Consider the following 12,659-nt stretch of genomic DNA (forward strand, 5'->3'; position numbering starts at 1 on the left):
CGAGTATTATTCATTCAAATCATCCTCCAATGAAAACCTAGAGCGAAACCGCTTTTCTTCAGGAAGCAACGGATTGACACAAATAATCCAAAAGACCTCAGAAGGATCCGAAGAGAATCCTGCCCTTAAAAAATCAGGACAAAACGCTGTTATTATTTTACTATCTGTCTTAATTTTTTCTCCAAACAATGCATATTCAGTTTCTATTACCGCAGATTCTCTTATTGCATTTTCGACAAATTGATTCCAACGTGTCTCAAGGATATCTCTCGAACCAATACCAAACAGAAATTTATCTCTCTGTGATATAAATTCAATTAACTGTGCAGCAACCTCCGTTGATTTTTCTTCTTTTTCTCTTATAATTAATATTTGTTTAGACACTTTTTTTACAATATTACGCCATTCTATATCTTTGAAAAATTCCCCCCACAATATTCCAAGCCCTCCAATTTGTGCCCATTCAACAATCGGAGAAGTAAACATATAGTATGCATATTCTACTCTATATAAATCTTTATTCTTTATAAAATCCGATCTAATATATTCTTGATACAACAGCATTATTTTTGTAAGATTCTCAAAATCTTTTTCAAATTGCTTTTTATCTGACCTAACAATAGCGTCAACAGTATCTTCTGCTATATGGTTATAACACTCACCTAAGAAATCAGGACATTCTTCTCTCCTATCCCAGTTTTTAATTGCAAAAGCACTTGAACACTTTAGTAACATTTCCGGGAGCTCTTTTTTATATTCCAAGAATTTCGATTCCACTCCAGCTAATCTACTGCCATCCCATTTATCTTCAGAATCTAAATGATAGCTATTTAAAGCCTCCTCAACCTGATTTGCATACATGTAGAAGTTTAATAACTTAGATTCATATTCATAAAATCTTGTAAGCATAATACAAGCTTCGTAATGCATGTTCTTTTCAATAAAAAAGCGGCTCAATGAATACGCATGCTCAATACCTTCTTTAATCATGTCAAATAAAGAATTTACGTAAACAAATTCTTCTTTTGCCACATACTGCTTAATTAACCAATTAGGAGTTATCCTGTGACCTTCTGCATAAACCTCCGTAATTATTTTCTTATATATGTCAATATAATCTCTTCCTCTAACCTCTTTAATAGAATCATACGATTTTTTTGTATCAATTCCTTCAATTACAGATTTACTAATTGCATCAAGATTAAGATTATGAAGATACTTACTTGACTCTAAAATCAAATCCAAATATAAAAGGGAAATATGTTCAACTATACCTGCAAAAGCGACATTTTCTTTCATATTGGTGCTATCCACAGCGCTTTTTATAACATTTTTTAGCCAATCTATTTGTCCCACATAATAACTTGCTTCTTTTTTTTCTATTGCAGTTTTACAAATTGACTCGAACACTGCAAAATAACTGTATAAAGTTCCCCAATCATTCTTTTTAATTAAATAATTAACGCACGAATGATTTATCGACATCAATTCATCTTCAAACCAATAATAATTTGGTTCTTCCTTTGGTCGTAGTGCAGTCCCTGTTCTTAGCGCCATTGACGCTTCCGTATCATCAGCAAAATGCCACTTCTGATACGTCCCTTTTCTTCTAAACCAATATGAGTCCTTCGAAATATACCTCTTAACATTCCAATACCGTTCAATTAAACCTACATTCGTGCACATGAACTTAAGAACGGGAGAGTTGTCTGTCAAATCTGGATTACACCCATATTTTTGAATCACTTTAAGCAATTCTATTTTATCCGAAGAAATCTTACAAAAATGGTTTTGATAATTTGTATCAGCAGCATATAGTTCTTGCTTTAAATTTTTTGAAACCACTCTTTCCAAAAGAATATGTGAATCATCTGCCACCCTAAAAATATCCGACAACTGATATATTCTATTTCCAGTTATTCCAAAAGAAAGTACAACAAGTATTGACCATATAATTAATATCCCTACAGACCCCCAGCCAACTTTATACCCCAATAACAACTCAACAAGCACAATCGTTCCGTATATGATAAATCCACTAATGGCATTTAAGCACGTTACCGTTAATTTATCATATTGAAATGCAATAGCTATTTTTTCTGGAGCATTAGCATATCTTGTTGAATATACGCTTGAAATATTTGAACAGTATAAACCCAGAATAACACCTGCTACACCTAACTCTCCAATAATTACATCTGCCAACATACTGCTATCGCAAATATTATTTAAGCCAAATTCCAAAATCTGTATATCCAATATTCTTAAAACAATCGCTAAAAGGAATCCCTTTACAGCCCCCGTAATAAATCGTCTAAAAAGAAGTTGTGTAAATGATCTATATTCTTTATTAGACTGTTTTCTGCTATCAATAGTAAAACAAACTTTTTTTATTTTAAAAATCAAGTCTAATATCTTTTTTCGTATTTTCCAGTATGTCGTCGTTCTCAATGTTAATCACCTATTCTCTGACGGTTATTCAAGGTCCTTCCTTATTTCATATTCCTTTTTGTAATCATTTATTCTTTCCACTGAGTTTCTTTTGCTATATCCGTAACAAGTCGACCATTATAAGTAAAAAACGAAGGACCTGGAACATTTTTATATCCTTTAAATTGTCTTGCTACGTAAACGTCAAATCATCCGCCACCGCCCAAAGTAAGGCAGCTGACCATCTGTCAGCTGCTTTTCTTATGGCATCTTTCCGGAAGGCTGTCCGACCATGGCAGCAGTGGATCCAGATCATCTGGATCTATCGTTCCATCTTCATCTGCCAGCTCCGGCAGTTTCTCCAGCAGATCATCCAGGTAATAATAAATGTTCAACTGGTTCAGTTTCGCTGTCTCTACAATCGAGTAGATCACTGCGCTGGCGTCTGCGCCTTTCACGGAATTGATTATTACCCAGTTCTTCCTGCCGATTGTAAATGGACGGATAGCTCTTTCAGATGCTGAATTGTCCATCGGGACATTTCCATCTGTCAGGAAGACCCGCAGATATTTCTCCTGCTTCAAGCAGTATTGAATTCCGTCTCCGGCTTTCCCTCCCGGAAGGACCTCCGTCACTGACTGCAGTTCTTTCAGCCACGCAAAGAAGTCGTCAACGAGCGGTCCGATCTGTTTCTTACGTTCGCTGAGTCTTTCTTCTGCACTGAGGCTGCCCAGAGTGTTTTCTATGTCATACATCTTCGCGATCCGCTTCAGAGCCTGCCCTGCAATTGTACCAGCCGCACCTGCTTTGTCATTCTTCTTCTGCGCTTTGACGGCATCTGCAAAGAACCTTCTGCCATGCACCCAGCAGTTCGCATTTGTAAATCCCGGGATCAGCTTCTCCAGCATGTGGTACTGCTGCAGGCCGTCTGTCTCGACAACGCCATGATAGTCTCCAAGGAATGCCTGCGGATATTTGTGGTCCCGTCCCCTGCAGTACTGATAAAGGACGATCTGCCGGTCCCTGCTGAACTGTCCCGACCGGTACACCCACATGAAGTTCTTGTGTCCGGCGGAACTTTTCCTGTCAGCCGGATCAGAAGGATCATTGTCATGGATCACCTGGCAGGTGGTTTCATCCGCCTGTATCACCGGCAGCTTTAAGAGTTCTTCCTTCAGCCTTTCCCATACAGGTGTCAGATATTTCTGCGAAACACTTATCGTCCAGTTGGCCATTGTCTGCCGGGATATCTTTATCCCGTTGGCTCTGAACTGCTGCTCCATCCGGTACAGCGGCATCGCGTTGGTGTACTTGCCATTCAGGATTGCCGCTTCAAGGGAATGGGTGACTACCGAGTTACGCAGCAGGTCTTTCGGACGATCAGCCCTCAAGAATTCATCCAGTCCTTTGCCGTCATACCTTCCGGTCTGGACTGGCACTGGGCGACCACCTCCTTCCAGTGGGCAAGTCTTACTTCATGTGTTGATTGATCCATCTCTGAGTCCTCCTCTGAAAAACCTGTAGTTTTGTGAGTTTTCCAGAGTATCTCAGAAATCCAGCCGCCTGACTAGGCGTGCGATTTGACGTTTACAGAACGCAAAGGGAAAAGTACCGATTGTCTTCTCAGAGAATCTTTTTACGTCCGGAAGAATCACCATTTATTTTTTCATCTTCCTTGTAATACACTACCTTATATCTATATTCAGTAATTTGCTTATAAGGAGTAACATAGAACAGAGGGCAATGGATAATCCCGAGTCAAACTTTTTCAAGATCACTCCTCTACTCTGGATTGCTGACGATATTGTGGAATCAGCGTCATACATATGTTTCTTTATCTTCCTCGTCATCGTCTTAACTTCTGGCTCAAACAGCAAGCCAACCATCAGCATTATGCTGATTACCTGTCAGATATTATATGACATATTTAACTTCAATTATCCGACCCTCCGAGAGACACTGACAAAAGGCTTAATCACTGACAAGAAGAATGATGACAATAAAAATAATCGCAAGTGACAGGCGAGAGATTGTCATATACCAGACAAAGCCTTAACTATTGCCTCAATAAGCAGAAGTACCGCCAGTACCCCTACGCAGACAACAGCCCTCTTGAAATATTCCTGTGCCATGACCATGTAATCAACTTTTTCGTTGATTACATTCTGATTGGTCTTGACAGCATTCAACAATTCAAAAAGAAAATCTTTCTTTTTTTCCAGAGTATCCTTATCTGTCAATAACCATTCCGGGAATCCGACCACCTTAAAATTTTTTCTTGAGAGGCATTTTATCGAAAATATTATCGCTATACAAAGATATACAATCGTGACAACCACAATAACAATTGTCAAAAGTGCAGGCACCGAGACCTCTTTTTTTATAAAATCTTTCGCCAGGCTGAGCATAATCGTTGTGGCAACAGCGAAAGTTCCTATAAAGATCGATGCTTTGGATTCCACCTCTTTTCTCCTGTCATCTTCAGAAGCCTGGTATTCCTTTGCTATTTCAATAAGTTTGTCAGTCTCCTCTTCAGAAAATTTAAAGGATTCTTTTTTGAATAATTTCGGTTTTGGAACATCTCCTTCTAACAATGGAAAGAAAATTTCCCGGATCACTTTGAGTAGTTTAACCATGCAGCAACAATCCTTCTATCTCATTACTTATTGGAAATCCAAGCCTGTTTTCTATCCATGCCCACTGACCATTCGGGTTACATTCTAGAAATACTGGTTTCCCACTATCGTCAAGTGCAAAATCAATGGCAGAATATACAAGTCCAAGCTTTCTTGTCAATTCAATGCATTTATTACTGATATCCTGTGAGAGCAAGAAAGGCCTGTGTTCAAGGACTCTGGTGCTCCTGCGCCAGTCGGTCTTTGCATCTTCATCATTCTGCGAAATAATCTCAGCTGTAAATACCTTATCACCAACCACAATACTTCTCAGATCCGATCTTTTAGATATTTTTCTTTGTATGTATGCTGGAAATTCACCTATACTTTCTTCTGTAACCTCTTCCGGATCGATATCGGCTGTAAATATAATGGTCTTTGCTGTCTCCGGGTCGACATTTCCTGACCTGACTGCCTTTATAACGAAGCCTTCATCAGCATCAATTTGTTTCATGCTTTGCTTTACGAAATCCGCATCATTTGACAAAATAGTCTCCGGAATATCAAACCCTGCATCTCTGGCCATAGACAGCTGAAACAGCTTGTTCTCCGCTTCACGAATTCTGAATACGTCATTGATCCAGAAACAATCCTTAAGATTCTTGTAAACTCCATCAAGTACCGATAAAGTCTCTCTCATCAGGTACTTTCTTTCAGTTCCCGAGATATCTGCAATATACTGAAAATCCGGAAGCCCTGGTCTTCTGAAGTAAACAGCTGAGATCTCACTCAGGTCAACTTCTATCTTCTTGGCTTTGTCACAGAGTATGTACTGATCCACATCAATTCTGAATCTGACATCAACAACTGTAAAAAGGTCTTCAGTATTAAATCGATAGTATTCTATGCCGTCCTTCTGGAGCAACTTAATGATGAAATCAACAGTGACATCATCTTTATTGGTTATAATAAGAATCTTCTTCATCGTCTCTTTCTCTATCAGCAAATGTTTTGCTGAACATTTCAATCATATATCCGGGTTCTTCATCAACTCCTTCACGACTGACTTTTGTGATGGTTTCTGACTCCAGAGTCATTCTCTCTTCGTCATCTTTTTCACGGTCTGCATGCGTTAGGGTTTCACCCTCAAAAACAAGCGTCCCCTCAGTGGAACAACCACGATGAAGATGACTCTCTGTCTGTAAATTCATGGCACAGGCGCTCTCATCATCTGATTCACGCTGTTCTCTTGTTTTGGTCATCATCTCTAGACAATAACCAGGCTCCTCATCATCTCGTTCACGTTGCGCCTCAGTCTTCGAAAAGAGCTCCCGGTTACGAAGTGAACCTGCCTCGATGAAAGGTCTCCCGTTCAGCATATTCATGTCTGTGTGATAGTCGTAACGAAACAGCTTCTTTGGAGAATTCGCTCCATGTTCACGTTCTGTTTCTTTTGTGAGTAATAGTGGTCTCAAATAATATCTCCTCGTAATTCAGAATATATGGTTTAGTTCTGTCAGCACTTCGGCTCGATCTTCGGCTTAAAGGGCACAATCTTTGATTCTGTTTCAAGAGTTCCCGGTTTTAATCCCATCAGATCTTCCATGTCTCTTGAATTAAGGCAAATACCAGCATCATAGAAAGCTCTCTTAAGCTCTACTGCATTCAGATAACCTCTGTCAAAAAGAACATCTACAGCCCCTTGAAAAATAGTATTGCTGAGACTGCCTAAAACGTCTCCTGGCTCGTGCGTTCTATTTCCCCATGCCTCTCTTACAGGAATCGTCAAGTTTTCTATTTTCTCCTGCATATCCTCCAGATCAGCACTGACAACATCATTAATATCAGAATAGATTCCCATGGGTAGAGTGAGTCGAAGAGCTGGAAAGTTGACATAGTTCAGAAGGATTTCATACATTTTCCTTATGAAAAGACTTATGCTCTTCGGCAAACATTCAGATATTGTTGTTCTTCTCAAATAAACTTAATTGCTGTAATTCGTTATCCGTGGCGATATCAGATTCCAGGATGTGTGTGCTAGTAATAACACTTCCCGGATACATGATGTACTCTATTCCGCTTGCCACAGCCATTTCCTGGGCTGCCTCTTTCTTTGCCTTCACCACCTCATCATCTATCATGTTGTGGTCCTATGTCAAGATTTAGCGCAAGTTAAAATGAGAAATTTATCCTTATCTTAACTTACTAAGCGCAGTTCGTCTGTCTGCTCGTATAGCTTTTCAAAGTCATCCGGTGACATTTTTTCACAAAAAACAGCACCCTGTTCCTACAGAGTGCTGTCTGCCCCTTGCTTTTCCGATGCATTTCATCCTATTTCACATTTACCCTGAACGTCACTGTCTTCCAGGCGGACGCTTTGTATTTGTTATTTCCTGCCGCTTTCACCTTGACCTTTACCTTGTAGGTACCCTTCTTAATGCCCTTCTTTACGGTAACCTTGCCGGTGGTCTTGTTGATGACAATCTTCTTGTTGCCGCTGACTTTAGCATATGCTAATTTTCCCTGTCCCTTCTTCGTGAAGGCAACCACCTTAGTAACCGCCAGCGTCTTATTTTTCTTAAGCTTTCCGTTCTTGCCTTTCGTACTTCCTTTGACCGTAGCAGTCCTGGCTTTGATTTTCAGCGGATTGCCCTTCTTAGAACCTTTTACTGTAATGCTAATCTTCTGATCAGGCTGCTCTATACTGCCTGGTACCTTATGCCATGTGCCCCAAGCTGTGTCATAGTACATACAAGCAAGTATATCATATGTGCCGGCTTTTTCCGGAGTGAATGTCGCCATAACAACTTCCGCACCATTCCATACACATACATCACTTATAATTAGCTTCTTTCCGTTATATCTAACTTCAGTCGCCAAATAAGTAAAGTAGTTATTGCTTTCACCCTGACCATAACCCTCAACCTTGGCTTTAACAGTTATTGGCTGATTGACCTGATGCACGCTGCCATTTGCAGGTGATACAATCTTTGCACTCGGGACACTCTCAGCATACGCATTGATACCGAACGCCCATGTTGTAATCAGCAGAATAGCGGCTGCAAAAACAGTCAGCACCAAGTAATGAAAGATAGCGGAATTCCTTTTGCGCATCGAACTAGACTTCTTCATTTTCATACTCTCCATTTCTTATTTATTTTATTGTTTATTACCATGCTGCACCTCCGATATTTATAGTTAAGATAATTATTGCATGCATCGTCTTCTTCAGTCAAGCACTTTAATGCTTTGCAATTACTTTGGTTCCGCAATCTGCCGATTTGTCGTCTTAAAAAAATATATTTTTTTCAAAAAAATCCCCGGCCTGTTCCAGATCCCTGTAGACAACGGTCAGTTCTTTGGAAATCGTATCCGGGTGTGGCAGCAGTTCAAGGATCATTTCCCTGGTTTCGGCATCCAAATTGGCTACGGAGTACACAATACTGTCCATCGCCTTTTCTGTTATGATGTTTCGGCAAAATACACATTCATCACTTCCCGCCTCTCACTTTCACCCCCAACTGAAAAACCATGCTCCCCATCATACAGCCAAATCCATTGTGGATCATATCGTCCCATTCAAATAATCCCCGCATAAATACCAACTGACTGGTTTCTATGACTGCTGATACCAGCAGCCCAAACAATAAGGCCCGATACCATTTTATCTTATGGTTTGCAATGATCGGTAATAATGCCCCGGCCGGGAACAGCAGGATACAATTCAGAAGAATCTCTTTTAACAACGTCAAGTCTTTGTATTTCAAAACAGCCTTCCACGACCAGAACGGCATTAATTCATATTGGCGAACCGTGCTTGTCCTGGTAAATACCGTGGATTCAAATACGATTCCGAGAAATATCACCATCATCACAACAGCCACTGCCTGTATGATACGAATCTTTTTTCTGTATACGCATCCTGCTGCCACGATGACTGTCATAAGAAGCAAGATACTGAATGCCACTATCTCATTCCCGGACCATTCTTTATTATATGTTGTCCATATATGATAAATATCCATTTACTTACAGCTCCAAGTTATTCTCTAATGAGTCACAGCACAATTCCACAGGGAAATCATGCTTCACACGCCGCGCGGATTTTCATAGACCGTCTTTTCCCATCTGCATGGATCATTTCATCCGCATGAATCAAATTACACTCCAGGGCTTTACTATACCCTATGGAGCTCCATCCTGGTCAATACATAAATTGTATTTTCTATTTTTTTAATCATTCGTTTATAAATCATCAGTTGGCTTGCCAAAATCCAGCTGATGCATCTCCTTTGCAGGATCGTTATTGCATGTTATCCTTGCATGTGATTTCAGCTGTGGTTTCAAATGTTATTTTAAATGTTATTTCGTTCGTCCAAAAACACAAACTGTCATTTTTTGTTTTTTATATCGACAGCATCTCTGATTACTGATACAATACTTTAGATGGCGCATTTTCATTTATATTTGTGTAATAAATAATAACATTTGGAGAATCCTTATGAAAAAATTATCGATCAGCAAGATGGCTGATACCGTAACAAAAAACAGAAAAGAACTGAAGCTCACCCAGGCACAGCTTGCAGAAAAAACCGGAATCAACCGCGGCATGATCAGCCGCCTGGAAAGCTGCGACTATATTCCGTCCATTCACCAGCTTCAGGCAATCGCTGAAGTCCTTCACTTTGAAGTGGTTGATTTATTCGAAGAAGACAAACCGGCTATGCCCAAACCGGCCATCGACAGAAAATACAATATCGCCGTCGCCGGTACCGGTTACGTCGGATTATCCATTGCCACGCTTCTTTCGCAGCATAACCACGTCACTGCCGTTGACATCCTTCCGGAAAAGGTCAACCTCATCAATCAGAGAAAATCTCCCATCCAGGACGAATACATCGAACGATACCTTTCCGAAAAAATACTGGATCTGACCGCAACCCTGGACGGCGAAACTGCTTACAAAAATGCTGACTTCGTGGTAATCGCCGCTCCGACCAATTACGACAGCAGAAAAAACTTCTTCGACTGTTCCGCCGTGGAATCCGTCATCGAGCTGGTATTAAAGGTAAATCCCTCTGCCACCATGGTTATTAAATCCACGATTCCAGTGGGATATACGGAATCCGTCAGAAGGAAATACCACACAGAAAACATTATATTCAGCCCGGAATTCCTCCGTGAATCCAAGGCCCTCTATGACAACCTCTATCCCTCCAGAATCATTGTGTCCTGCGACGAAGCATCCAGGGAACAGGCAGAAATCTTTGCCAGACTGCTCCGGCAGGGCGCCCTCAAAGAAAATATTGACACCCTCTTTATGGGATTCACCGAAGCAGAAGCAGTTAAGCTTTTTGCCAATACCTATCTGGCACTCCGGGTATCCTACTTCAACGAGCTTGATACCTATGCGGAAACCAAAGGCCTGAACACACAGGAAATCATCAACGGTGTATGTCTGGATCCGCGCATTGGCACGCACTACAACAATCCAAGCTTCGGGTACGGCGGATACTGCCTGCCCAAAGACACCAAACAGCTTCTGGCAAACTTCAATGATGTCCCCCAGAATATGATTTCCGCCATCGTGGAAAGCAACCGGACGAGAAAAGACTTCATTGCCGATCAGGTGTTACATATGGTTGGCTACTATGACTATAACAACCATGGTGACTATACACCGGATCAGGAAAAAACTTGTGTAATCGGCGTATATCGCTTAACCATGAAAGCGAATTCCGATAATTTCCGGCAGTCTTCGATCCAGGGTGTCATGAAACGAATCAAGGCAAAAGGCGCTGCTGTCATTATTTATGAACCGACTTTAAAAGATGGAGAAACCTTCTTTGGTTCTGCCATCGTAAATGATCTGAAAAAATTCAAAAAGAAAAGTCAGGCAATCATTGCCAACAGATACGATTCCTGCCTGGATGATGTCAGGGAAAAAGTCTACACCCGGGATATCTTTAAACGTGATTAACCGCAGACTGACTTCCGTTTGTCTTTCAGCGCAATTAACCGCAGACTGGCTTCCGTTTGTCTTTCAGCGCAATTAACCGCAGACTGGCTTCCGTTTGAAGAGGCGCCGCAGCAGCATGCCTTGTGGCGCCTCTTCGAACGTGCCTTGCCACATCGGACGGATCCCCTTATTGGTCCTATTACTTATACAGATCCTCGATGGATATGAAAATCATATTTTCGTCCGGTTCTGCATCAAATCCGGATCTTGAAATAAAGCCGTATCTATAGCATTTCAGTCCTGTATTTTCCACCTGGTGAATCTCTTCACGGATCCGGCTTGCGCTTAAAGGCGCCTCACGGAATTTCGCTTCGTAAAAAATATATCCCTTCGAATCCTCTGTTACCACATCAAATTCACCGTTCCTGTGATTGATCGGATCATTGTAATAATATTTACCGATGCGTTCAAACGGTTCTTCCATCAATCCCTTTCGATTCCGACGGATCAGATATTGTCTGCACACTCGTTCAAAGATATGCGGTACATAGCTCTCTGCGAAATCCCTGGCAATATAGCGTTCATAGAACATCTCCGGATCCATAATATTTCTCTGCGACTGATAGCGGAAAATATAACGGTAATAAAACAGGGACAAATTATCGATGATAAAATAGCCGGCCTTACGCTTGTTATTCTCATCATTGATCGGTGCTTCCTTTGTCACAACTTCCATGCGAATCAGCTTATCAAGCACGTCTACCAATGTCGGGCCACTGCTCACATGTGACTGTGACAGAATGTCACTGTATCTGGAATATCCTTTCGCCAGCGTCTCGAAAACTTCATTGGCATTTGTTATTTTTGAAATCTCCGAACTCAGATACATAGCTACTTCATTTTCAAGACGTGCTCCCGGCTCAGCGATCAGTTCAATGATATTTTCTTTCACGGACAGTTCCGAATCGATCAATCTGTTATAATAAGGAATTCCGCCGAATACACTGTAAAGACGTACCCTGTCCTCTTCCGAAAAAGAGGAATAGAACAGCGCCGAATCATAGTAATCCATCTGTCCCAGGTCAATTGTCAGATCAATACGGCCATACAGCGGATTCTCCCTCTCCAAAAGATTTTTCATAACATCCACATAGGAACCGCAGATAATAAAATGGATCTTAGATGTTTCCCTGTATTTATCAATCAGCGACTGCAAAATACTGTCCAGTCCCTTTACTACTTCCCGCAGATAAGGATATTCATCCAGGATCAAGATTACCGGCTCCTCTTTTGCGCCTGCAAAAAGATATTCCAGCAATTCCTCGATATTCCGGAAAGAAGGCTTGGGAAAATGGTAGATTTCTGCCAGAAGTTCACACAGGCTTTCAACATTATTCATCTCTGTCGTTTTCTTGCATTCAAAATAAATACTTCTTTCGCTGCATTCCTTAAGACTCTGCTTGATCAGCTCGCTCTTTCCAATTCGCCTGCGTCCGTATATCAGCCCTACAGACATAGTATCCTTAGCGTACATTCTTTTCAGTTTCTTTAATTCAGCTTCTCTTCCATAGAACTTCATTTGCTCGATCACCTCCAACTCGGTTTGTATCGAATTAAATTATAATCCCTTTCGACAGTAGCGTCAATTTCATTCG

12 protein-coding genes are annotated in these 12,659 nt (G+C 40.9%); 1 reads left to right on the plus strand and 11 read right to left on the minus strand.

Annotated features, from left to right (window positions below; genetic code table 11):
• Positions 1-6: 6 nt before the first annotated feature.
• The 10 genes from CXIVA_RS12620 to CXIVA_RS12665 form a co-directional block, all read right to left on the minus strand.
• Positions 7-2,451, minus strand: coding sequence for a type II restriction endonuclease subunit M (locus tag CXIVA_RS12620; protein WP_148267823.1), 2,445 nt, complete (start codon positions 2,449-2,451; stop codon positions 7-9).
• A gap of 227 nt (positions 2,452-2,678) precedes the next feature.
• Positions 2,679-3,821 (minus strand): IS66 family transposase, encoded by a 1,143-nt coding sequence (locus CXIVA_RS12625; RefSeq protein WP_242822936.1) that lies wholly within the window; start codon positions 3,819-3,821, stop codon positions 2,679-2,681.
• A gap of 642 nt (positions 3,822-4,463) precedes the next feature.
• The gene (locus tag CXIVA_RS12635; RefSeq protein ID WP_013978434.1) at positions 4,464-5,066 is read right to left on the minus strand and encodes a hypothetical protein; all 603 of its coding nucleotides are present in this window, start codon (positions 5,064-5,066) and stop codon (positions 4,464-4,466) included.
• On the minus strand, positions 5,059-6,030 hold the full coding sequence (locus CXIVA_RS12640) for an MvdC/MvdD family ATP grasp protein (protein WP_013978435.1): 972 nt from the start codon (positions 6,028-6,030) through the stop codon (positions 5,059-5,061). Before CXIVA_RS12640 ends, CXIVA_RS12635 begins: the two co-directional genes overlap by 8 nt.
• On the minus strand, positions 6,002-6,520 hold the full coding sequence (locus CXIVA_RS12645; protein ID WP_013978436.1) for a hypothetical protein: 519 nt from the start codon (positions 6,518-6,520) through the stop codon (positions 6,002-6,004). The genes CXIVA_RS12640 and CXIVA_RS12645 overlap by 29 nt, the downstream gene beginning before the upstream one ends.
• A gap of 41 nt (positions 6,521-6,561) precedes the next feature.
• A complete protein-coding gene (locus CXIVA_RS12650; RefSeq protein ID WP_193763327.1) occupies positions 6,562-7,023 on the minus strand; it encodes a hypothetical protein in 462 nt (153 codons plus the stop codon).
• The gene (locus CXIVA_RS12655) at positions 7,001-7,186 is read right to left on the minus strand and encodes a hypothetical protein (protein ID WP_013978438.1); all 186 of its coding nucleotides are present in this window, start codon (positions 7,184-7,186) and stop codon (positions 7,001-7,003) included. The genes CXIVA_RS12650 and CXIVA_RS12655 overlap by 23 nt, the downstream gene beginning before the upstream one ends.
• A gap of 190 nt (positions 7,187-7,376) precedes the next feature.
• On the minus strand, positions 7,377-8,183 hold the full coding sequence (locus CXIVA_RS12660; RefSeq protein WP_148267825.1) for a hypothetical protein: 807 nt from the start codon (positions 8,181-8,183) through the stop codon (positions 7,377-7,379).
• A gap of 151 nt (positions 8,184-8,334) precedes the next feature.
• Positions 8,335-8,496 (minus strand): hypothetical protein, encoded by a 162-nt coding sequence (locus CXIVA_RS14145; protein ID WP_013978440.1) that lies wholly within the window; start codon positions 8,494-8,496, stop codon positions 8,335-8,337.
• Between the two features lie 40 nt (positions 8,497-8,536).
• Positions 8,537-9,070 (minus strand): VanZ family protein, encoded by a 534-nt coding sequence (locus CXIVA_RS12665; RefSeq protein ID WP_013978441.1) that lies wholly within the window; start codon positions 9,068-9,070, stop codon positions 8,537-8,539.
• Positions 9,071-9,546: 476 nt separating this feature from the next.
• Between CXIVA_RS12665 and CXIVA_RS12670 the strand changes: the two genes are divergently transcribed.
• A complete protein-coding gene (locus CXIVA_RS12670) occupies positions 9,547-11,025 on the plus strand; it encodes a nucleotide sugar dehydrogenase (protein ID WP_013978442.1) in 1,479 nt (492 codons plus the stop codon).
• A 178-nt stretch (positions 11,026-11,203) separates the two neighbouring features.
• On the opposite strand, the gene CXIVA_RS12675 is transcribed toward CXIVA_RS12670, so the two are convergent.
• The gene (locus CXIVA_RS12675; protein ID WP_013978443.1) at positions 11,204-12,583 is read right to left on the minus strand and encodes an ATP--cob(I)alamin adenosyltransferase; all 1,380 of its coding nucleotides are present in this window, start codon (positions 12,581-12,583) and stop codon (positions 11,204-11,206) included.
• Between the last annotated feature and the right edge of the window lie 76 nt (positions 12,584-12,659).

The sequence above is a fragment of the Clostridium sp. SY8519 genome, from assembly GCF_000270305.1.
Lineage (GTDB): Bacteria > Bacillota > Clostridia > Lachnospirales > Lachnospiraceae > SY8519.